We start from the raw sequence: 22,262 nt of genomic DNA on the forward strand, positions 1-22,262 counted from the left end.
TTGACTACGGATTTAAAATCCAAGAGACCGCACGATCTACTTCTCTCTTTAACTATAAAAAATAGCTATGAAAAAATCTATCGTCATAGATTTCTTCATAGCTAATCTTAGTATGTTTTCTCTCTAGTTAAAGACCATTATGTCCCAGTTTCTCTGTGTTGGGGCCCCTCCTCAACCCTAAACGCTTGTGTCTCCGATCTTAGGGAGGAAGCTAAATTCTAAGCGTTTAGGTCTTTAGAATTGTGTTAACTACACTGGTAGCAATGGCCTATATAAATGTTACATAGTTCCTATAGTGATGAGTAACGTTAAAGTTATGGATGTGTTACGATAATGCTTGAGGTGAATATACTTATGGAATGGGCAGATGTATTTCATAACATTACGTCGCGACATGATTTTAAAGCTATGCATGACTTTTTAGAGAAAGAATATACTACAGAAATCGTCTATCCTGATAGGAAGAATATATATCAAGCATTTGAATTAACGCCATTTAACAACGTGAAGGTTGTTATACTAGGCCAGGATCCATACCATGGCCCGAATCAAGCACACGGTTTAGCGTTCTCAGTCCAACCTCATGCTAAATTTCCACCTTCATTACGGAATATGTACCAAGAATTAGAGACAGATATTGGTTGTAAAAGGCAGTCGCCTCATCTACAAGATTGGGCAAGAGAAGGCGTCTTATTACTCAATACGGTATTGACAGTAAGGAAGGGCGAGGCACACTCCCATAAAGATATTGGATGGGAGACCTTTACCAATGAAATTATAAAAGCTGTTTCAGACCATCTAGAGAATGTAGTGTTTATACTTTGGGGTAAGCCTGCACAACAGAAGATCAAATTGATAGATACTGCGAAGCATCTTATAATTAAATCACCACACCCTAGTCCGCTCTCGGCGTATAGAGGTTTCTTTGGTTCGAAACCTTATTCGAAAGCAAATGAGTACTTACAGGCACATGGCATAGAACCTGTTAATTGGTGTGAAAGTAAAGGAAGTTAAATATGAACAAAGATAAGTTAATTCAATTGATTGAAGACGAATTGTTAGAAGCGGAAGAAGCAGAGGCTGAGCATGAATTTGAGAAGCACATGTATGCCATACATGCATTGACTTCGTTGTATGCGAATGAGAAAACGAGACACTATAAAATGCAGAACCATCAGCACTCTCAATATAATGATAAGCAACCTATATACCAGACATCATTAGATGACAAACATCACTTTACGCTTTCACAACGATCTTCAACAACAAACGATGTGACTATAGATGAAATTAAAGCTATGGGAGGTAAAGTGCCTGAACAAATGAAGTCAACTTCAGATACAGGTTTACCCTCTAATAAAATGGTTACTGATGATGAAATAGGAAATGGTGACTCTATATTTGATTTTTAATTCAATGAGGTGAGAGAAAAATGATGAAAGTTTTTATTATATTGGGTGCGTTGAATACATTGATTGCTGTTGCGACAGGTGCATTTGGCGCGCATGGTTTAGAAGGCAAGCTATCAGATAAATATATGTCAGTATGGGAAAAGGCCACTACTTACCAGATGTATCACGGTCTAGGTTTAATTGCCATCGGGATCATTAGTGGTACCACGAATATTCACGTTAATTGGGCTGGATGGTTAATGTTCTTTGGTATCGTGTTCTTTAGTGGATCGCTTTATGTGTTAGCGCTAACTCAAATTCGCATTTTGGGAGCGATTACTCCACTTGGAGGTATACTATTCATTTTAGGTTGGTTATTGTTAGTTGTAGCTACTTTTAAACTATAAAATAATTTTATTCGTGTTAGAAAAGCTTGCCTTTTGGGTATAATACATCTCATGAGGTGAGTTTTTTTATGTCTGAGAGAAACAATAAAGTTGATAGAGGTAACTTAAAGCAAAATTTAACGGAGCGATTCGTTTGGGCAATTGCTTACGGTTCTTGTATCGGTTGGGGCGCCTTTATCTTACCTGGTGATTGGATTAAACAATCAGGCGCTATACCTGCTGCTATCGGTATAGTTATCGGAGCTTTACTCTTGATTATAATTGGAGTGAGCTATGGCGCTCTTGTAGAACGTTTTCCAGTTTCCGGGGGTGCATTTGCCTTCAGTTTCCTAGGATTTGGAAGATATGTGAGTTTCTTCTCTTCTTGGTTTCTAACGCTCGGCTATATATGTGTAGCTGCATTGAATGCAACCGCATTTAGCCTGTTGATCAAGTTTTTATTTCCAAATGCTTTGAAAACGGGTAAATTGTATACGATTGCTGGGTGGAATGTTTACATAACGGAAATCATCATCGCTTCCGTTCTACTTATTATATTTATGTTTATAGCCATTTTTGGTGCAAGTGTTTCCGGGTCTTTACAATATTATTTTTGTGTCGCATTAGTTGTAACAGTGATTCTGCTTTTTGTAGGGTCATTTTTCAGTAATAACTTTTCATTAGAGAATTTAAAACCTATTGCAAATACACATAAAGGTTGGTTCTGGTCTATCATAAGTATTGTAGCGATTTCTCCTTGGGCTTATGTTGGTTTTGATAACATCCCTCAAACTGCTGAGGAGTTTAGTTTTTCACCTAAAAAATCGTTTAAATTAATTACTTTTAGCTTACTTGCGGCAGCTTTAACTTATGTAGTCATGTTGCTATATACTGGTTGGTTAAGTACGACTAACAATGGTGTAAATGGACAATTATGGGTAACGGGTGCTGAGACGCAAGAAGCATTTGGCTATATCGGATTAGCTATACTCTCAATTGCTATAATAATGGGTATATTTACTGGACTTAACGGTTTCTTAATGAGTTCAAGTCGTCTATTGTTCTCTATGGGTCGCTCTGGGATTATGCCGGAAGTATTTAGCAAGATCCATCCTAAATACAAGACCCCATATGTTGCTATCATATTCCTAGTGCTGATGACACTTATTACTCCGTGGCTTGGACGTACAGCTTTACAGTGGATTGTCGATATGTCTTCAACAGGAGTTTCAATCGCATATTTTGTGACTTGTCTTTCAGCAGCTAGGCTTTTTAGTTATGACGAACAGAGTAAGACGTATTCACCAGTTTATAAGACTATAGCGATCATCGGTACAGTCATATCCTTTATATTCTTGGGATTATTACTTATACCAGGTACGCCAGCTTCACTATCAATGCCATCTTATATTGCGCTTTTAGCTTGGTTAATCCTAGGACTTATCTTCTTCTTTGTACGGCTACCTAAGTTGAGACGAATCGATAATGATACATTAAGTCGTCTCATTTTAAATAAGAGTGAAGATGAAGTTGCAGACTTAGTGAATGAAAGTAGTACTAATAAATCTAGTAAATAGAGATAAAGTTAAAGAGGCGTGGAGCAGTTCGTATATAGCTTCATGTCTCTTTTTTTTACAATTTGGTAGAGGCTGTTCAAATCTGTAGTTGAGATGTGCTGGTTCTGTTATTATTTGAGTTGGTAATCTAGTAAAATGAATGACGATAAATGATACAGGAAAATTTGGGAGGGTTAAATGATGCTTCAAGGTCAGAAATTAATGAGAGATTTACGCGTTGTGTTTAATAAACTCGCCTGGTTAAACAAACAAGAAATGGAAGAGCAGCTGAAAGGTTATTCCCCTTCTGAAGTACACTGCTTAGAAGCTATCAAGGATGTCAATAATCCTAACGTTCGTAAACTTTCTCAAAGGTTATTTATGACACGCGGCGCAGTGAGTAAACTGACGAAAAAGTTATTGCACAAGCAGTTGATCGAGCGTTATCGTGACCCTAACAATAAGAAAGAGATCTATTACACATTGACGGAAGCAGGAGAAAGGGTTGAAGCTATCCACAGCCAACTCCATGAAAAGTATCAAGCACGTGATTTAAAGGTTTTTGAAGAAATGTCAGAGGCTGAACTTGAAGCTATTTTTCGGTTTATAGAGAGGTATAATGCCCATTTAGATACTGAAATTAAAAAAGAAGGGGTTGAGACATAAAGTTTCTGGACTCTGGGAAACCGCTTAACGGCGTCCTAAAAACAGGGTTGTAGACAAAAACGTTCACGGTTCGGGAGCGGGACAGAAATCTAATTTGAATAAAAAGATTTCTGTCCCACTCCCAATTTATTAACTAAATATTGTTGACAAGGAAACAATATTTACGTAATATCATTTCCTGGAAAATATTTTTGTCAATATGGGGGTCTACAATGAGTTCAAACCATACACATATTCCTCGTCAAACGATGCTTGCTGCTTGGGCTATTGCATTCGCAGCTATTGCGCCGATGTTGGATTCTACGATGATCAATATAGCAGTTAACCAACTTACTCGTACGTTTAATACTCAATTATCTACGATTCAATGGGGGATAACTGGTTACGTTCTTGCATTGGCTATCGGCGTCCCATTAGCTGGGTGGTTGATGAATCGTTTCAACAGTAAATGTGTCTTTATAAGTAATGTTATTCTTTTTGGCGTAACTTCACTTCTGGCTGGAATAAGTTGGAATGTCATAAGTTTTATAATTTTTCGAGCCTTTCAAGGATTCACAGCGGGTATTATTACTACACTTATGACCACTTTACTAGTTAAAGTAGCTGGTAAAGAACATATTGGTAAGGTAATGGCAATCGTCAGTACTCCGATGATACTAGGACCTATTTTAGGCCCTGTGCTAGGGGGTATAGTTATCCACTTACTCAATTGGCACTATCTATTCTTCATTAACATCCTTATCACCATTATTGTAGTTCCTATTATGATTAAAGTACTACCTCGTTTCGCACCGTTCAAGCCCGACAGTCAGTTTGATTGGCTTGGTATAAGCTTGATTGCGGTGATAAGTTTATTGTTTATTTACGGTATCTCAACTGCATCTCATCACGGGTCGATATTAAATCCTATAACGATGGCTTGTCTTATCTTAGACTTAATATGTATTCTTGTTTACTATCTTTACAGCCGCTATAAAGGTGAGGAAGTAATAATTCCATTGAGTCTATTTCATAATAAGCAATTTTCTTTAGCAGGGATAGGGTTGTTTTTAGCGAACATAGCTATTTTAGGACCGATGATAATCTTTCCACTCTTCTTCCAACATTTTAAATACTATACAGAAATTGAAGCAGCCTTAGCTCTAATGCCTCAAGGTATAGGGATGCTAGTTACACGACCTCTGATAGGTAAATGGATAGATCAATTTGGCGCTAAACCTATCATACTATTGAGTACGTTATTTACCTTTATTGCTACGTTACCATTCGTTTTTGTAGGTCCGACTACCTCGATAGCTTGGCTTAGCCTTTTTCTCTTTGTAAGAGGGTTATTCGTAGGAGGGTTAATGCTGCCGTTGACTACTCATGCTTATACTGATTTAGACGAGGCGCAATTACCTCAAGCAGGTGTAGGTATCAATATCATTGAAAATATCGGTTCTAGTTTTGGTTCTGCAATTATGGCAACCACTGTTGCAACTGTTATAACACATTTTGGAACTACAATAACCTCTCAATTAGCGGCATACCATATGGCTTTTTTAACATCAATTATCATACTCTTAATTATATTCCTACCAAGCTTGTTTTTAGAAGTAAAAAAGTAGGGATAAGTTAGCGGAAAGAGGTTGATTTACCACGAGTCTAGTCATTTAAGCAAGTAGGAAAGTTTAAAAAATGAACCGACTCGAAAGAGAGGAATACTCAAAGATAAAAAGGGGTTAAACGGATTGGATAGATTCAAAATTTAAGACAGAAAGACGTCTATTTGTATTTCAAAAAATTAAAATTAAAGAGAGCATTTGAGACATAATTACCTCTGCAACGAAAAAGGGAGCGAGACATAATGGTCTTTGACTAGAGAGAAAGAGGCTGGGACATAAATCCCAGCCTCTTTCAGCATCTTGGCAGTAGATGACTGATTTGAAAAAGCGCTTGTATCAAGCTTTTTTCAATTCTAGTCATCTTTGCCGGGGCGAAACTCCGAAATCTTTTTTATTCAAATTAGATTTCTGTCCCGCTCCCAAATGAGTAGCCTAATGTGCTATTTGTGTTCTTATATTTACTGCTATAAGGGTGAAACTCATTTCTCATTTACCTTATACTGTCCTCGATTCGCCATTCGATTGAACCTGAACACAGTCTTCATTAGTACGACAACAGGTGCTACTGCAACATTGTCGTCTTTGAATTAAACTTCATACACTGATTTCGAAGTAGACAATGTAGTCACTTCGATAGGCATTCTTTTCAACACAAGTCGCTTACGGGTTTGATGGAATAAATTCTTTTTATTGATATTTTTCAACTATAATATTCACTTATCGTGATAAATCACTGCTGAACTGTAGAGAGTGAAATAGCCAAAAACGAATTGATTCTAGTCGTACACTCAACCAACAAGTCGGTTGTAGATTATATCTTTTTACGAGTACGAACGAATCCTGAAACGACCAATTTCGATATTTGGTCAGCAAATAACAAACCTAATGCGATAGCGCCAGCAATTAAAGTAACCTCAAGCATAGTGTTAATAGCTTTGCCGAAATTGACCAATATAAGATTCTTAGTCGCATCATACGCTAAGCCACCAGGTACGAGAGGAATAATACCTGGTACCATAAATATAATGACAGGTTCTTTTTTATAACGTGCCATCACATGACTGACTAGACCGAGCACTAGGCTTCCAAAGAAACTTGCATAAATCGTATGAAGTTCAAAGCCATTATAGAGAATTACATAAACCATCCATCCGCATGCACCCACAAAGCCAGCCGTAAAGTATAGACGTCTCGGAGCATCGAAGATAACACAGAAAAAAAGTGATGCTAAATAACTAAAGATAAAATTTAATAACCAAAACATATCTACACTCCTAACTTAGAAAATAATTAGTACCGAACCGACGCCTGCACCGATACCAAAAGCGGTAACGAGTGCTTCCAATGATTTAGTCGTAAAGGTCAACATGTGGCCACCAAATAAATCTTGAATTGCATTAGTGATGAGCACTCCTGGAACAATAGGCATGACCGCGGCGATGATGATCTCGGGTATTGAGCCTCCTGGCATCAAATAGTGACCAAAGACAGCGACTAATCCAATCACCAGTGAACCTATAAATTCCGGTATGAATTTAGAATGCAGTTTGCGATCAAGTATTTCTACGACAAAGTAGCCCACAGCGCCCGCTACTAGAGCTGTAATAACATCGATAAAGTGTCCTCCTTGTAGATAGAGAAAGCTTACAGCGATGATAGCTGCTGCAATAAACTTGAATATTAAATCATGTGGGATACTTTGTTCGTTATAGATATATTTTAATTCTTTATATGCTTCTTCAAGAGAGAGATCGCCTTGAGTAATTCGTCGAGACACTTCGTTCGTGCGCGAAATTCGAAATAGGTTGGTATCTCTTGATTTAATTCGAAATATCCTTGGATATGTTTCGTTGTGTAACATAAAGTTGATAACTGTGTTTGTAACGAAACTGTTGCTTTCTGTATAACCAGCACTTGCCGCAATACGGCTCATCGTATCTTCTACCCGCGTACCCTCAGCGCCTGATTCTAGAAGGATTTGACCTGCTAATACTGCAACGTCTTTGACTAAGGATTCCTCTTTATTTGAATTGGGTTGTTTAATATCCATTTGCATCACCATTATTTATGTAATGTCAGAGATGTGTAGTTTAAAAAGATTACTAAGTTGAATTAAAGATATAACATACGCATCTCATTTAATTGTAGCTACACTATGACTTATAGAGTTCACTTTAAATTATTCTTATTGTAACACGTAATAAACATTTATCGTTATATTGTGTAACAACTTTTTTATACTAGGTAAAAGTGTTTATAAGGAATGGTTGCCTATAGTATTAGTTTTAAAATGTTTTGAAAATTTCAAAGGGGTTATTATATTATTAGTTAACTGTTTGGGATATTGGGTAGCGACAATATTAAGCAGTTAATCGCTGAATTAGTAGTGGGTAAAGTTCTCCTAAACACTACAAATCGGTGTGCTATACATCATAGTACACCGATTTTTTTATTATAGGTTAAAGAGACTCTACAAGGGCAGGACAAATTGAAGGCAGCCTTGCAGAGTCTCTCAACACTATACTAAGAGGGAGCGGGACTCCGAAATCTTTTTATTCAAATTAGATTTCTGTCCCGCTCCCTGTTTTCTAATATAATACTACGTATGATATGACTTCTAGGAAAATTGTTCGAATTTAATTGAACCTATAGCGATAAGAAATTGGTAAGATCTTCTTTTTTGATGATGGTACCTACAAAGAAGCTTCCGAAATCCCCGTATCGTGCTGTCGTTTCGTCAAAACGCATTTCGTAGACAATCTTTTTAAACTCTAATGGGTCATCAGCGAATAACGTTACGCCCCATTCATGATCGTCGAAACCAACTGAACCAGTAATGAATTGTTTGATCTTACCTGCATATTTACGACCAATCTTACCATGGGCGTACATTAATTCTTGGCGTTTCTCTAGAGGTAACATATACCAGTTATATGTCTCATTTCGACGCTTATCCATTGGATAGAAACAAATATAATCTGCATGTGGTAACTCTGGGTATAAGCGCGGTTTAATATGAGGGTTCTCATACGGATCTTCATCTGATTTGCCATGCAGATAATTCCCTAGTTCAATTACAGAGACGTAAGAATACGTTGGAATGAGATAATCAGCAATCTTGAGCTTATTGAATTCGTTTTCCACTTCGTTTAAATCTTTCATTTCTGGGCGAAGAACCCATAAAAGAATATCTGCTTTCTGACCAGTGATGTTATAGAAAGCATGGTCACCAGCTTTTTGTTCTCTAGCAGATTCATGTTTAGTTAAAAAAGATTGAAGTTCTTGAATGAGTTCAATTCGGTCTTCCTCTTGTACTAAGCGAAATGTAGTCCAATCTATTGCATAGAATAAGTGTAAGCTATACCAACCATCTAGTGTTTCTGGTGCTTGAGGCATAGATGATCACTCCTTTAATAATGTTATCCGTTTCATCCACAAATTCTACCATATATTAATGCTTATACATAAATAACTGTATAGATTAATTCTGACAATCATATGAACAAATAAGTAACGTGGCATTTTAATAATAACTTGAGTATAATAGTATACAAAGATATATGTGATTAATTCACGAAGGGGGATATTCTTATGAGTTTATTAAATGTATTACAAGATAAGTTAACTGGAAAGAATGTGAAGATTGTATTACCTGAAGGTAGTGATGAGCGTGTGTTAACGGCTGCGGTTAAACTACAAGAAACTGACTATGTAACGCCTATTGTATTAGGCAATGTTGACGAAGTTAAAAGTTTAGCTGCTGATAAAGGTTTTGACATTTCAAATATCGAACTTATCGACCCAGAAACAAGTGAATTAAGAGATGAGCTAGTGGAAGCATTTGTTGAACGTCGTAATGGCAAAGCGACTAGAGAAGATGCAGAACAACAATTAAATGATGTAAATTACTTTGGTACGATGCTTGTTTATACAGGTAAAGCGGCTGGACTTGTTAGTGGTGCAGCACATTCTACAGGAGATACAGTGCGACCTGCATTACAAATTATTAAAACTAAAGAAGGCGTCTCAAAAACGTCTGGTATCTTCTTTATGATTAAAGACGATAAGCAGTATATCTTCGGTGATTGCGCGATAAATCCAACTTTAGAAGCTCAAGATTTAGCAGAAATTGCAATAGAAAGTGCGAAATCTGCGAAATCGTTTGGCATGGAGCCTCGGATTGCAATGTTAAGTTTCTCAACTAAGGGTTCAGCGAAGTCAGACGAGGTTGAAAAGGTATCAAAAGCGGTGGAATTAGCTCAAGCCAAACTGAAATCTGAAAACTTAGAAGACGTGATAATTGATGGTGAATTCCAATTTGATGCTGCCATCTTACCAGAGGTGGCTAAGAAGAAAGCGCCCGATGCACAATTACAAGGGGATGCCAACGTGTTTGTGTTCCCAAGCCTTGAAGCTGGAAATATAGGTTACAAGATCGCCCAACGTCTAGGGGGATACGATGCAGTTGGACCGGTATTACAAGGGCTTAATTCACCGGTAAATGACTTGTCTCGTGGTTGCTCTACTGAAGACGTTTACAACCTTTCAATTATCACTGCAGCTCAGTCCTTGCAATAATGGATTTAGCTAGTAAATACTTTAATGAGGTTGAGTGGCGCTATATTGATCATTCCACCGGATTAGCACCTATGCAGTCCTTCGCTTTTGACGATACTTTTTCAGAAAGCGTAGGAAAGGGTTTATCTTGTAACGTAGTTCGTACTTGGATTCATCAACACACTGTTATTCTCGGGATCCATGATTCACGCTTGCCTTTTCTTCACGAAGGTATACGTTTCTTAACTGATGAACAAGGGTTTAATGCTATCGTCCGTAATTCTGGAGGGCTAGGCGTTGTTCTTGATCAAGGTATCCTTAACATTTCGCTCATTTTCAAAGGTAAGACAGAAACGACGATTGATGAAGCTTTCACGGTGATGTTTCTGTTAATAGCTAAAATGTTTGAGGATGAAGATGTAGAGATTGAAACACATGAAATTAAGCACTCTTATTGTCCTGGCAAGTTCGATTTAAGCATCGGAGGTAGAAAGTTTGCAGGCATCTCTCAACGTCGTGTACGAGGTGGGATTGCTGTACAAGTCTATCTATGCGTGGAAGGCTCTGGTAGTGAACGGGCAGAAATGATGCGCCAATTCTATCAACGCGCATTACAAGGACAATCAACTAAATTTGTATATCCTGAGATTTATCCTGAATGTATGGCATCACTCGAGGAGTTATTTGGGCATGCGTTAACTGTACAGGATGTGATGTTTCAATTGTTATATGCCTTGAAAGATCTAGGGAGTACGCTTAATATGAACCCGATTACTGATGAAGAGTGGCAACGTTATGACGGTTACTTCGAGAAGATGGTTCAACGGAATGATAAGATGAATCGACGTGTTTAAAGTTAAGTATGTTAAATGGCAAGTTCTAACACCCGTAAATACTTTGAGGCTAAGTGTTTACGGGCTTTTTGTAATGATGTGATATCAAACTTTGAAACCTTAAGTTGAATATTTAATCAGCGCCTTCGTATGTATTCTATCATCTCTTAGACGAAATCTATTTTAGCAAAAAGTTTGCCAGAAACTTACTTAAGATACCGTCATCTTATGATGAATTTAGCAATTTAAACTTTTTCGCTTTGCTTAAATTTAAATCGCGTTTTATAATGATTACGTAATATCGATATTTAGTAGCTGGTCTTAAATTTTTGCAAAATACGTATAGATTTGTATGCTATTTGGGTAATTAAGACTTAAGACGGATAAAATTGTTGCAGAATTGTGAAATACTTAAATTTCATTTATACAACTAATCATAGACGCGTTAAGTTAAATATATAAAGGATACGCTCTGTCTTAAACATACATACCAAAGTTATTTTACATATTATTAGTAGGAATGAGGAAATAACATATAAGGCATTCTACTGCTGCTAATATGTGGGATACACACTTAAATTGAACACAATTAGGCGTTGTAACTCGTACATAGGGATTAATTGTGAAAGTTAAAGGTGATTAATTATGGCACAATATGGACGTGGGGAAGCGAATGGTAAGGTAATCTTGATCGGAGAACATGCGGTAACATTTGGGCAGCCTGCCATCGCTATGCCATTTACTACTGGAAAAGTTAAAGCAACGATAGAGACATTAGATGAGAATTCGCCTTCTTATATTGTTAGTGAGGTATATGAGGGAGACTTAGACTATGCACCCGAACACATTAAAGCAGTTGTAACGCGTTTTATTGAAAAATATAATGTTAAACACTCTATCAAGGTTTCATTTGAAACAAATTTGCCTCCCTCTCGCGGATTAGGTTCGAGCGCTGCTATGGCGGTAGCATTTGTACGCGCGAGTTATGATTACTTAAAGCGACCTCTATCTGATGAGTTGCTCATTGAAGAAGCTAATTGGGCAGAACGTATTGCACATGGGAAACCAAGTGGTATTGATACCCAAACGATTGTTTCAAATCAACCTGTGTGGTTTAAACAAGGAAAGGTCACACGTTTAAAACCACTAGAAATCGATGCTTATCTAACAGTTATTGATACTGGTGTTAAAGGCTCAACTAAGCAAGCTGTTGAAGATGTACATCGGCTTTGCGAGAGAGATTCATATTATATGGAATGTGTGAAGTCGTTAGGTGAGTTGACGTACCAAGCTTCAGAGGCGATAGAACATCATGATTTCAAAAGTTTAGCCCATGTTTTTAACGCTGGACAAGAATATCTTCGTGAACTCACTGTGAGTCATGATAAGATAGAAATGTTGTTAGAAGCGAGTCGCCAACACGGCGCCACTGCTGGTAAATTAACTGGAGGTGGTCGCGGTGGGAGTATGATAATACTTTCAGAAAGCAGAGAAATTGCCGAAAAAATTGCTAAAAGTGCGGAGCGATTAGGCGCACATCACACGTGGGTTGAGTACTTAGGGGGTTAAATTTTGAGTAAAAGTGGTAAAGCACGCGCACATACAAATATTGCACTAATCAAATATTGGGGTAAAAGAAACGAAGAATATATTATCCCTATGAACAATAGTTTATCTGTGGCGTTAGATCGTTTTTACACAGAAACTCAAGTTACCTTCAGTACTGAGTATCAACGCGATCGTTTAGTACTTAATGGTAATGAGGTAGACGAGAAAGAAACTGCTAAAGTTAATAAATTTATGGATGTCGTTCGGCAGCTAGCAGAAACTAACTTGTACGCTTTGATCGAAAGTGAGAATTTTGTCCCGACAGCAGCGGGCTTAGCTTCTTCGGCGAGCGCATACTCGGCTTTGGCGGCTGCATGTAATGAAGCTTTAGACCTAGGTCTGTCTTCTAAAGATCTTTCTCGTTTAGCGCGACGTGGGTCAGGGTCTGCTTCTCGAAGTGTATTTGGTGGTTTCGTTGAATGGGAAAGAGGAGAAGATGATGCTACCTCTTATAGTCATCCAGTAGAGGCAGATGACTGGGAAGATGAGCTAGCAATGATCTTTGTCGTTATCAATGACCAATCTAAAAGTGTTTCTAGTCGAGCAGGTATGTCATTAACTCGCGAGACTTCAAGGTTTTATCAATACTGGTTAGACCATGTTGAAGAAGATATCAACGAAGTGAAAAAAGCGATATCAACGAAAGACTTTCAACATTTAGGAGAAGTCATTGAAGCAAATGGATTGCGCATGCACGCTACTAATTTAGGCGCCCAACCTCCATTCTCATACCTCGTGCCTGAAAGCTACGAGGCAATGCGTATTGTCCATGAGTGCCGCGAGCTAGGTTACCCATGTTATTTTACTATGGATGCAGGTCCCAATGTGAAGATACTCGTCGAAAAACTTAACGCTGATAAGGTAATAGAACAACTGAGGAAACACTTTAATGAGAGCCAAATTATTATGAGTGAGATTACGCGTTCTGGAGTTGAAATTATTGAGTAAGGAAGAGATGTTATGATTCAAACGAAAGCCCCAGGTAAACTTTATATTGCAGGTGAGTATGCAGTTACTGAACCTGGTTATAAATCGATACTTATAGCGGTAGATCGCTTCGTCACAGCTACAATTGAAGACTCTGCAACTGCTCAAGGCTCTATTCATTCCAAAGCGCTACATCATGAACCAGTTAACTTTAAAAGGAATGAAGATCAAATCATTGTTTCCGACCTTAATGCTGCACATCAGCTAAAGTATGTGATTACAGCAATCGAAGTATTCGAACAATACGCGCGTAGTAAAAATATGAACTTAAAGCACTTTCATCTAACTATCGATAGTAATCTCGATGATGCTTCTGGCCACAAATATGGTTTAGGCTCTAGTGCAGCAGTGTTAGTATCGGTCGTTAAAGCATTAAATGAGTTCTATCAACTTAATTTATCAAACCTATTTATTTATAAGCTTGCTGTAATAGCCAATATGAAATTACAAAGCCTTAGTTCTTGTGGTGACATTGCGGTAAGCGTTTATACAGGTTGGTTAGCATATAGTACCTTTGACCATGAATGGGTTAAGCAACAAATAGAAGAAACTTCAGTAAACGAAGTCTTGAAGAAGAATTGGCCAGGGCTACACATAGAGCCACTCCAAGCACCTGAAAATATGGAAATTCTAATTGGTTGGACAGGATCACCTGCTTCGTCACCCCATCTGGTCAGTGAGGTGAAAAGATTAAAGTCTGATCCATCATTCTATGGTCGTTTTCTGGAACAATCGCATTCTTGCGTTGAGAAATTAATTCATGCTTTCAAGACCAATCATCTTAAAGGCGTTCAACAAATGATACGTCTAAATCGAACTATCATTCAACAGATGGACGCTGAAGCAACGATAGATATTGAGACTCAAACTTTAAAGCTTCTTTGTGAAATAGGAGAGAAGCATGGTGGTGCTTCTAAGACATCAGGAGCGGGTGGCGGTGATTGTGGTATTACTATAATTAATCATGAGTGTGATAAGCAAGCTATTTATTCAGAATGGCTAGCTCACGGCGTTAAACCCCTTGAATTTAATATTTATCACGGTCAATAGTCAATGCTGTCACTACAGTTTAAAGAGCTTATAACGTGTACCCCATAAGCAGGATCCTTTGATTCTCCTTCAAGGGGTTATTTTAATGATGTTAGACAAGCTCGTATACCCCTTGAAATTATTTAGAAAAAGAGTAAAATGATTAGAGCTATTAATAAGAAATGGAATAGTGAGGTGAGAGAGTGTGCAGAATAAATTTCAAATCTGTGATGATTGCCAGGCAGTCAATTGGCGTTCTTTGGAGAAAAAGTTAAAGAAACTAGATTCAGAAGCAGAAATAGAGATTGGTTGTCAATCTTATTGTGGTCCAGGCAGACGTAAGACATTTGCGTTCGTTAACAATAGACCTCTCGCCGCACACTCTGAAGATGAGCTGATGTCTAAAGTAGAAAAACAGCTTCAAAAGCCTCGTGATCCAGAAGAAGAGGAGCGTTTACGCAAAAGAAATGAAGAGCGTAAGCGACGAAAAGAAGAACAAGATCGTAAGTTGAAAGAGAAGTTAGCCCAACGAAAAGCGAGTATAACTAAATAATAGATCTTTCTTTAGAAGAGGTCAGGCAATGTGCTTGAGATTAAGACAGAACCGTCTACCGCGCAGATCCTTTATGTGTAATACGTGAGGAGTCGTTCTGTTACTTATCTAACTTTAGTGAGACGAGAATACCGTTTCTTAAAGGACAAGCGCTCTATGTCTGTGCCTCTTCTTTGTGTCTATAGGCTCAGATAATAAAGCTTCAAGTTATCTTATCAAATTACACGAGAGGTAATAAGTCAATTCAAAGTGCGTACTAGATATCCTGATACTACATCTATGATTAAAAGTACAACAATTAGGCAATAAATAAATTAAAGGAGATGAGAGTATGACAGATAAAGTGAGACTAGGTAAATCAGATGTCTACGTGCATCCTATAGCATTAGGTACCAACGCTGTAGGAGGACATAATCTATATAATAATTTAGACGAAGAACAAGGCAAAGAAGTAGTACGCACTGCAATACGTAACGGTCTCACACTACTTGATACAGCGTTTATCTACGGGCCACGGCGTTCAGAAGAGCTCGTGGGTGAGACAGTCAAAGAATTTCCGCGTGAAGATTATGCTATCGCTACTAAAGGTGCGCATTACTTCGATAATGAAGGGAATGAGCATTACTCTAATGATCCTCAATTTCTTAAACAACAAGTTGAAGATAGTTTAGAACGACTTCAAGAGGATTACATAGACTTATATTACATTCATTTTCCTGACGATAAGACACCTAAAGACGAGGCAGTTGCAGCTTTAAAAGAACTTAAAGACGAAGGTAAGATAAAAGCTATCGGCGTATCTAACTTTAGCTTAGAACAGTTAAAAGAGGCTAATAAAAATGGTGACGTCGATGTTGTTCAATTGGAATATAATCTCTTAAATCGTCAAAATGAGGCTTATTTTGACTATGCTAAAGAGAACAATATTACCTTTATTCCTTATTTCCCTCTAGCTTCTGGTTTATTAGCTGGGAAATATGACGAGAATAGTACCTTTGATGATTTGCGTGCAAAGAATCCTGATTTCCAAGGAGAGCGCTTTAAAGAAAACCTCGAGAAGGTAGAACAGTTACGAGGGATTGCAGACAATCATAATGTAGGAATAGCTCATGTGGTGCTTGCGTTCTACTTAACTCTACCGTCAATAGATGTCATTATTCCTGGGGCTAAAAAATCTACTCAAGTAGTAGATAATCTAAAGACTTTAGAAGTTAAACTTTCGGAAGAAGAAATTCGGCGAATCGATGAGTTATTTCCGGTAAACAAATAAAATATAACCGCTAGAATGTCTTGCCTTATATAAATTGAGACATCTTGATAAGTGAAAGTATATTTATATGAGATAGCAGAGTGGAAGGGGGATAACAAATGATTACTGTATTATTTGGGGGGAGTCGACCAGAAGGTAATACCGCTTTATTAACTAAGAAAGCTTTAGAAGGGCAAGACTATAAATGGATTGATTTAACAGAATATCAGTTTAATCCTATACGGGATGTAAGACACAATGAAACCGCGATCCGAGGTTATACAGATGATTACCAGACGATTATTGATCAAATGCTAGCGAGTGATATAGTCATATTTGCCTCACCGATTTATTGGTATAGTGTTTCTGCATCATTGAAAGCATTTATTGATCATTGGTCTGAAACGCTAGAAGATCCTGATTATGGAGACTTTAAAGAGCGACTTGCTCGCATTGAATTTCGTCTCATATTAGTTGGCGGAGATTGTCCTCAAGTTAAAGGCAAGCCGTGCTTGAAGCAAATTGAGTATACCTTAGAATATTTAGGAGCTAGGTTAGAAAGTTACATCGTAGGTACAGCGGAAAGACCTGGTGATATATTAAAAGATCGCTACGCATTGGAAGACGTGGACAAGTGGAAAGAGGAATTTAAATCATTAAGTTAAACGATAGATTAAAGTAACTTAAGGATAACTATTTACTTCTAAGTGGAGTATAGAAGATGAGAATGATATAAAGTTAGTTAATTAAAACATGGCAATTTCTATTGTACTAACATAGAGGTTGTCATGTTTATTTTACGTAGGTTAAGTTTATTCTGTGTTCTACGTGGACGCTCATACGATTATACTGCTGAACTCCGCCCACTTTTCGTGAGAAATGCTAACGTACAAATGATGTCATTGTAGGGCAGAAGAGCTTGTTTATGACTCATTCACTTCATTTACATATTATATAGGGAGCGGGACAGAAATCTTTTAATTCAAATTAGATTTCTGTCCCGCTCCCATTATATAGAGAAGAGTAAATTTGTGATATAATAATTCTATTCATATTTTTAAGTTCAAGGAGCGTGTGATGATATGCCTCAAGTAAGAAAGGCGACCGAAGCCGATGTAGTAGGGATCAGAGATGTAGCAACAAAAGCTTGGTATAGCACGTACTTAAATATTTATGCGGTTTCTACAGTTAATGAGTTATTAGCTGCTTCTTATAACGAACAAAATTTATTAAATCGTCTTAAAGACCAATTGTTTCTTGTCATTGAAGAAAATGATGAGATCATTGCTTTCTCAAATTTTATTTACGGAAAAGAATTATATCTATCTGCTCATTACGTTTGTCCAGGTAAACAGAATAAAGGATTTGGTGGAGCGTTACTTCAAGCAGGTCTAGACATTTATCAAGATCAGTACGAAGAACTTTACGTAGAAGTTGATCGCCGTAATGAGAGTGCTGTGCGTTTCTACAAAAATAACGGGTTTGAACACTTACGTTCATATGACCAAGTGATGTATGGTGAGATCATGGAACTTGCCTTATTACGCAAATCTCTTTAACAGTTACTAAAGGAGGGCCACATTGACACAATCGACGTATGCATATAAGCAATTGCCAGAAGAAAAGGTATTCAAAGATCCAATCCATCGTTATATACATGTAAAAGACCAGCTTATTTGGGATTTAATTAAGACGAAAGAATTTCAGCGCTTGCGCCGTATTAAACAGCTTGGAACGCTTTACTTATCATTCCATACTGCTGAACATAGTAGATTCGGGCATTCATTAGGTGTTTACGAGATAGTGAGACGATTAATCGATGAGTCATTTAATGGGCGTGAAGAGTGGGACGACGATGATCGCCCTTTAGCACTTTGTGCGGCCTTGTTACACGACTTAGGTCACGGCCCTTTCTCTCATAGTTTCGAAAATATATTTGGAACAGACCACGAAGCGTTCACTCAAGCAATTATTACCGGAAAGACCGAGGTCAATGAAGTGTTAAAGCGGGTACATCCTGATTTCCCGCAAGAAGTGGCAAACGTGATTAAGAAAAAACATCATAATAAATTAGTTATTTCAATGATTTCATCGCAGATTGATGCTGACCGAATGGATTACTTGCAGCGTGATGCGTACTTTACAGGCGTAACATATGGGCAATTCGATATGGAACGCATTCTGCGCTTAATGCGTCCGTCTAAAGATGAAGTATTGATTAAAGAAAGTGGTATGCACGCAGTCGAAAGCTTTATTATGAGTCGTTACCAGATGTATTGGCAAATATACTTTCACCCAGTAAGTCGCGGTGGCGAAGTATTACTAAACAATTGTTTACGTCGAGCAAAGCAGCTTTATCAAGAAGGCTATGACTTTAAGATGACCCCTATAGATTTTATTCCTTTCTTTGAAAATGAGGTAACCATACAACAATATGTTGATTTAGATGAAGCGGTAGTAGTCTATTATTTGAAAAAGTGGATAGAAGAAGATGATGAAATTCTAAGTGATTTATCAAGACGCTTCATAAATCGTGATCTGTTTAAATATATGCCTTTTGATGGTTCAATTATTACAATCACTGAACTTACAGATTTGTTTGTGCAAGGTGGTATAGACCCCAATTACTACTTCGTGAGTGAATCTTTCTCAGATTTACCTTATGACTATGATCGACCAGGCTCTAACCGTCAGCCTATACATTTATTACGGAGAAATGGTAAAATACGCGAGATAAGTAGCCAATCTCTAGTGATTTCAAGCATTACCGGTATTAATCGACAAGATTATAAACTTTATTATCCAAAAGAATTGATAGCAAATATTGAAGACGATCAAGTGCGAAACGCGATCATCGGCCTTTTAAATGAATTAAATTAAACAGTTGATAACACGAAAGACCTCGGTTAATATAGCACGTGAAAGATGACGATGGGTTCGCTTTATCATTGATATAGAGTCAAGCAATGACTTTTATCAGTAAAGGGCAATAGAGCGTTCAAATCAATGAATCGCTAATTACGGAATGATAATTGAATAGGTCTTTTTAAACTATGAATAAATAAGCATATAACCTAAGTGGAGGTGACAATCCTATGGCAGATAAAAAAGGTTTTAAATTTAATATTATAAAAAATGATCCTTTAGATGGTCATAAAGGTACGAATATCGGTTCAATTAGCTTAGATAATGTGGCGCCCGTCTTTATTGACGAAGAGAATAAAGAAGCCTTTATCGATATTGGTGGTATGCATGCTCGTGCAGAAGTTGAAAAAGGTGTTAAGTGGATCAATGACAAAGAGACCGTTGAAGGAGACGAAGCTAAATCGTATTGGCTGTGTTGGGTTACAACTGAACGCAGTGAACAAGGGCCTTACTATGCAGGCTTAACTGCTTGTTACTTGCTGGTAAATAAGAGTATCCGACGAGGATATAAAAGCATGCCTGAACATGTCAATATGATGGATAAGTCAATGAAACACCAAATTGTAATCGATCAAATAGGTGATGAGAACAAAGCGATATTACAAGCTTTCTTACAAGAACATAATCCTGAAATGTGGGAGAACTCACCAACTGAATTCCATCAGGCTTTTAAGTCGAGCGAATAGAGCACATTTGTAAAATGAGGGTCTAGGTATGAGATTAGAAAGCAGAAACTATGAGGCTTAAGTTCAAAGAGAATGAAGATAAATTCAATATTTAGACAACCGTCAAAGTTTAATTACTCAAAACAATACATTTTAAATAGCAAGGGTGACTGAGGATGGAGAAGACTGTTCACATCCAAACACATCAAGTTGTTAAACAATTTGGTAATAAAGATAAATTTGAAACGACTACTGAAGGGACATGGCATAAAAAAGGGTCAGAATATATTCGCTACCAGGAAAATGTCGAACGAGCTCAGGTTAATGTCACCGTAAAGATCGACAGGGATAGCGTTAAAATTATACGTAAAGGTGATATCAATATGAAACTTCACTTTATCGAAGGTGAAGAGACGACGACGCTATATGATGTGAGCGCAGGCCGTGTCCCTCTACGTGTAACTACACAATCTATTAAGCACTACGTTCACCCAACAGGTGGGAAACTTAAAATACAATATCAGTTATTTCAAGCAGAGGAAAAAATGGGGACATATCAATTTGAAATTCAGTATAAGGAGACAGAATAAATGAATATTATTGATCAAGTGAAACTGACACTGATTGAGGAAATATCTACTAGTATTAACAAAGCTGGATTAGCTGAAGAAATACCGGATATCAAAGTGGAAATCCCGAAAGACGTTAAAAATGGAGATTATTCTACTAATATTGCGATGGTCTTAACTAAAATCGCTAAACGTAATCCGCGTGAAATTGCTCAAGAGATCGTTAATAACCTTAATACTTCACGTGCGCACATCAAAGAAATAGATATTGCAGGTCCAGGATTTATTAACTTTTATTTAGATAATAGTTATTTAACTAAAGTAATTCCAGAAGCTTTAAATAAAGGCGAACAATTTGGCCGTGTAGAAGAACCTAAAGAGAAAAGTATTTTATTAGAATACGTTTCAGCAAATCCAACAGGTGACTTACATATTGGTCATGCACGTAATGCGGCAGTGGGGGACACGTTAGCTAACATCTTAGACGCGGCTGGATATGATGTAACGCGTGAATATTATGTTAACGATGCAGGTAACCAAATTACAAATTTAGCCCGTTCTATTGAAACGCGCTTTTATGAAGCGTTAGGTGACCATTCACATGAGATGCCTAAAGATGGATATCGAGGAAAAGATATTCAAGAAATAGGTAAAGATTTAGCTGAGAAGCAACCTGAACTTAAAGATTTAGATGATGAAACACGATTAAAAATGTTGAGAAAGCTAGGCGTGGATTATGAAATGGAGAAGCTACGTACAGATTTAGCAGAATTCAACATTCACTTCGACAATTGGTTCAGTGAAACGTCTCTTTATGAGAAAGATGACATTCGGGCGGTATTAAGCAAAATGAGAGAGTTAGGATATACGTATGAGGCAGAAGGAGCTACTTGGTTACGCACCTCAGACTTTAAAGATGATAAAGATCGTGTGCTAATTAAACAAGATGGTACATACACTTACTTCTTGCCCGATATAGCTTATCACTATGATAAAATCGAACGCGGCAACGATATTCTAATTGATTTATTTGGAGCTGACCATCACGGTTATATCAATCGTCTTAAAGCATCAATGGAGACATTTGGGGTAGATAGTGATCGGTTAGAAATCCAAATTATGCAGTTGGTACGACTTATGCAAGATGGCGAGGAAGTGAAGATGAGTAAACGTACGGGCAATGCGATTACTTTACGCGATATCATGGATGAAGTAGGAAGGGACGCTGCTCGTTACTTCTTGACTATGCGCAGTCCCGATACTCATTTTGATTTCGACATGGAACTCGCTAAAGAACAATCGCAAGATAATCCTGTATATTATGCTCAATACGCACATGCACGAATCAGCTCTATATTAGATCAAGCAGAAGCTCGCGATATTCAACCATCTACGAACGCTGACTTTTCAACTATTAAGAACGAGAAAGCGATAGACTTATTGAAAAAAGTGGCAGAATTCGAACCTACAATTCAAAGTGCAGCCGAACATAGAGCGCCACACCGTATCACTAACTATATACAAGATCTAGCCGCTCATTTCCATAAATTCTATAACGCACAAAAAGTATTGACAGAGGATCAATCCCAGACAGAAGCTTACGTCTCTTTATGTAAAGCGGTTAAGATTACTTTAGCTAATGCTTTACATCTTGTTGGTGTTACAGCGCCAGAAGAAATGTAAT

General features: G+C 37.5%; 22 protein-coding genes. 19 read left to right on the plus strand and 3 right to left on the minus strand.

Going from position 1 to position 22,262, the window contains the following annotated elements; all coding sequences use genetic code 11:
• The first annotated feature begins 354 nt into the window (after positions 1-354).
• From N9R04_RS09640 to N9R04_RS09665, 6 genes are all read left to right on the plus strand, one after another.
• A complete protein-coding gene (locus N9R04_RS09640; RefSeq protein ID WP_262856551.1) occupies positions 355-1,014 on the plus strand; it encodes a uracil-DNA glycosylase in 660 nt (219 codons plus the stop codon).
• Positions 1,015-1,016: 2 nt separating this feature from the next.
• Positions 1,017-1,412: a DUF5327 family protein gene (locus N9R04_RS09645; protein ID WP_262856552.1), complete on the plus strand. Its 396-nt coding sequence runs from the start codon at positions 1,017-1,019 to the stop codon at positions 1,410-1,412.
• A gap of 23 nt (positions 1,413-1,435) precedes the next feature.
• Positions 1,436-1,798 carry a DUF423 domain-containing protein gene (locus N9R04_RS09650; protein ID WP_262856622.1) on the plus strand — a complete coding sequence of 121 codons (363 nt, stop codon included), beginning with the start codon at positions 1,436-1,438 and terminating at the stop codon, positions 1,796-1,798.
• A gap of 68 nt (positions 1,799-1,866) precedes the next feature.
• Positions 1,867-3,354, plus strand: a complete 1,488-nt coding sequence (locus N9R04_RS09655) for an APC family permease (protein WP_262856553.1) — start codon at positions 1,867-1,869, stop codon at positions 3,352-3,354.
• A gap of 180 nt (positions 3,355-3,534) precedes the next feature.
• Positions 3,535-3,999, plus strand: coding sequence for a MarR family winged helix-turn-helix transcriptional regulator (locus tag N9R04_RS09660; RefSeq protein ID WP_262856554.1), 465 nt, complete (start codon positions 3,535-3,537; stop codon positions 3,997-3,999).
• Positions 4,000-4,211: 212 nt separating this feature from the next.
• Positions 4,212-5,606: a DHA2 family efflux MFS transporter permease subunit gene (locus N9R04_RS09665; protein WP_262856555.1), complete on the plus strand. Its 1,395-nt coding sequence runs from the start codon at positions 4,212-4,214 to the stop codon at positions 5,604-5,606.
• Positions 5,607-6,414: 808 nt separating this feature from the next.
• Here N9R04_RS09665 and N9R04_RS09670 read toward each other — a convergent pair.
• From N9R04_RS09670 to hemQ, 3 genes are all read right to left on the minus strand, one after another.
• A complete protein-coding gene (locus tag N9R04_RS09670; protein WP_262856556.1) occupies positions 6,415-6,867 on the minus strand; it encodes a threonine/serine exporter family protein in 453 nt (150 codons plus the stop codon).
• 15 nt (positions 6,868-6,882) lie between these two features.
• Positions 6,883-7,653 (minus strand): threonine/serine exporter family protein, encoded by a 771-nt coding sequence (locus tag N9R04_RS09675; RefSeq protein WP_262856557.1) that lies wholly within the window; start codon positions 7,651-7,653, stop codon positions 6,883-6,885.
• 596 nt (positions 7,654-8,249) lie between these two features.
• Positions 8,250-8,999, minus strand: coding sequence for a hydrogen peroxide-dependent heme synthase (gene hemQ, locus N9R04_RS09680; RefSeq protein ID WP_262856558.1), 750 nt, complete (start codon positions 8,997-8,999; stop codon positions 8,250-8,252).
• Between the two features lie 195 nt (positions 9,000-9,194).
• Here hemQ and pta point away from each other — a divergent pair, with 195 nt between their 5' ends.
• The 13 genes from pta to argS all read left to right on the plus strand — a co-directional run bounded on the left by pta (position 9,195) and on the right by argS (position 22,261).
• On the plus strand, positions 9,195-10,181 hold the full coding sequence (pta, locus tag N9R04_RS09685; RefSeq protein WP_262856559.1) for a phosphate acetyltransferase: 987 nt from the start codon (positions 9,195-9,197) through the stop codon (positions 10,179-10,181).
• Positions 10,181-11,014 carry a lipoate--protein ligase family protein gene (locus N9R04_RS09690; protein ID WP_262856560.1) on the plus strand — a complete coding sequence of 278 codons (834 nt, stop codon included), beginning with the start codon at positions 10,181-10,183 and terminating at the stop codon, positions 11,012-11,014. Before pta ends, N9R04_RS09690 begins: the two co-directional genes overlap by 1 nt.
• Positions 11,015-11,638: 624 nt before the next feature.
• On the plus strand, positions 11,639-12,562 hold the full coding sequence (gene mvk, locus N9R04_RS09695) for a mevalonate kinase (protein ID WP_262856561.1): 924 nt from the start codon (positions 11,639-11,641) through the stop codon (positions 12,560-12,562).
• 3 nt (positions 12,563-12,565) lie between these two features.
• Entirely contained in the window at positions 12,566-13,549 is a 984-nt protein-coding gene (gene mvaD, locus N9R04_RS09700; protein WP_262856562.1) for a diphosphomevalonate decarboxylase, read from the plus strand.
• 12 nt (positions 13,550-13,561) lie between these two features.
• Positions 13,562-14,638, plus strand: a complete 1,077-nt coding sequence (locus N9R04_RS09705; RefSeq protein ID WP_262856563.1) for a phosphomevalonate kinase — start codon at positions 13,562-13,564, stop codon at positions 14,636-14,638.
• A gap of 184 nt (positions 14,639-14,822) precedes the next feature.
• The gene (locus tag N9R04_RS09710) at positions 14,823-15,170 is read left to right on the plus strand and encodes a YuzB family protein (RefSeq protein ID WP_262856564.1); all 348 of its coding nucleotides are present in this window, start codon (positions 14,823-14,825) and stop codon (positions 15,168-15,170) included.
• Positions 15,171-15,501: 331 nt separating this feature from the next.
• Positions 15,502-16,440, plus strand: a complete 939-nt coding sequence (locus tag N9R04_RS09715) for an aldo/keto reductase (RefSeq protein ID WP_262856565.1) — start codon at positions 15,502-15,504, stop codon at positions 16,438-16,440.
• A gap of 98 nt (positions 16,441-16,538) precedes the next feature.
• Positions 16,539-17,084: a flavodoxin family protein gene (locus tag N9R04_RS09720; protein WP_262856566.1), complete on the plus strand. Its 546-nt coding sequence runs from the start codon at positions 16,539-16,541 to the stop codon at positions 17,082-17,084.
• 417 nt (positions 17,085-17,501) lie between these two features.
• Positions 17,502-17,978, plus strand: a complete 477-nt coding sequence (locus tag N9R04_RS09725; RefSeq protein WP_262856567.1) for a GNAT family N-acetyltransferase — start codon at positions 17,502-17,504, stop codon at positions 17,976-17,978.
• Positions 17,979-18,000: 22 nt separating this feature from the next.
• Positions 18,001-19,299: an HD domain-containing protein gene (locus N9R04_RS09730; RefSeq protein ID WP_262856568.1), complete on the plus strand. Its 1,299-nt coding sequence runs from the start codon at positions 18,001-18,003 to the stop codon at positions 19,297-19,299.
• 215 nt (positions 19,300-19,514) lie between these two features.
• On the plus strand, positions 19,515-20,030 hold the full coding sequence (locus tag N9R04_RS09735) for a YwhD family protein (RefSeq protein ID WP_262856569.1): 516 nt from the start codon (positions 19,515-19,517) through the stop codon (positions 20,028-20,030).
• A 155-nt stretch (positions 20,031-20,185) separates the two neighbouring features.
• Complete coding sequence (locus N9R04_RS09740) at positions 20,186-20,599, plus strand: YwiB family protein (protein WP_262856570.1); 414 nt, start codon at positions 20,186-20,188, stop codon at positions 20,597-20,599.
• The gene (argS, locus tag N9R04_RS09745; protein ID WP_262856571.1) at positions 20,600-22,261 is read left to right on the plus strand and encodes an arginine--tRNA ligase; all 1,662 of its coding nucleotides are present in this window, start codon (positions 20,600-20,602) and stop codon (positions 22,259-22,261) included. It begins immediately after the preceding gene.
• The last annotated feature ends 1 nt before the right edge of the window (position 22,262 follow it).

It is taken from the genome of Staphylococcus marylandisciuri (assembly GCF_025519785.1).
Classification (GTDB): Bacteria; Bacillota; Bacilli; order Staphylococcales; family Staphylococcaceae; genus Staphylococcus; species Staphylococcus marylandisciuri.

Bases quoted from the DNA above. Each gene is read 5' to 3' on its own strand.
- N9R04_RS09640 (WP_262856551.1), top strand. From the start codon at position 355: ATGGAATGGGCAGATGTATTTCATAACATTACGTCGCGACATGATTTT.
- N9R04_RS09645 (WP_262856552.1), top strand. From the start codon at position 1,017: ATGAACAAAGATAAGTTAATTCAATTGATTGAAGACGAATTGTTAGAA.
- N9R04_RS09650 (WP_262856622.1), top strand. From the start codon at position 1,436: ATGAAAGTTTTTATTATATTGGGTGCGTTGAATACATTGATTGCTGTT.
- N9R04_RS09655 (WP_262856553.1), top strand. From the start codon at position 1,867: ATGTCTGAGAGAAACAATAAAGTTGATAGAGGTAACTTAAAGCAAAAT.
- N9R04_RS09660 (WP_262856554.1), top strand. From the start codon at position 3,535: ATGCTTCAAGGTCAGAAATTAATGAGAGATTTACGCGTTGTGTTTAAT.
- N9R04_RS09665 (WP_262856555.1), top strand. From the start codon at position 4,212: ATGAGTTCAAACCATACACATATTCCTCGTCAAACGATGCTTGCTGCT.
- N9R04_RS09670 (WP_262856556.1), bottom strand. From the start codon at position 6,867: ATGTTTTGGTTATTAAATTTTATCTTTAGTTATTTAGCATCACTTTTT.
- N9R04_RS09675 (WP_262856557.1), bottom strand. From the start codon at position 7,653: ATGGATATTAAACAACCCAATTCAAATAAAGAGGAATCCTTAGTCAAA.
- hemQ (WP_262856558.1), bottom strand. From the start codon at position 8,999: ATGCCTCAAGCACCAGAAACACTAGATGGTTGGTATAGCTTACACTTA.
- pta (WP_262856559.1), top strand. From the start codon at position 9,195: ATGAGTTTATTAAATGTATTACAAGATAAGTTAACTGGAAAGAATGTG.
- N9R04_RS09690 (WP_262856560.1), top strand. From the start codon at position 10,181: ATGGATTTAGCTAGTAAATACTTTAATGAGGTTGAGTGGCGCTATATT.
- mvk (WP_262856561.1), top strand. From the start codon at position 11,639: ATGGCACAATATGGACGTGGGGAAGCGAATGGTAAGGTAATCTTGATC.
- N9R04_RS09705 (WP_262856563.1), top strand. From the start codon at position 13,562: ATGATTCAAACGAAAGCCCCAGGTAAACTTTATATTGCAGGTGAGTAT.
- N9R04_RS09715 (WP_262856565.1), top strand. From the start codon at position 15,502: ATGACAGATAAAGTGAGACTAGGTAAATCAGATGTCTACGTGCATCCT.
- N9R04_RS09720 (WP_262856566.1), top strand. From the start codon at position 16,539: ATGATTACTGTATTATTTGGGGGGAGTCGACCAGAAGGTAATACCGCT.
- N9R04_RS09725 (WP_262856567.1), top strand. From the start codon at position 17,502: ATGCCTCAAGTAAGAAAGGCGACCGAAGCCGATGTAGTAGGGATCAGA.
- N9R04_RS09735 (WP_262856569.1), top strand. From the start codon at position 19,515: ATGGCAGATAAAAAAGGTTTTAAATTTAATATTATAAAAAATGATCCT.
- N9R04_RS09740 (WP_262856570.1), top strand. From the start codon at position 20,186: ATGGAGAAGACTGTTCACATCCAAACACATCAAGTTGTTAAACAATTT.
- argS (WP_262856571.1), top strand. From the start codon at position 20,600: ATGAATATTATTGATCAAGTGAAACTGACACTGATTGAGGAAATATCT.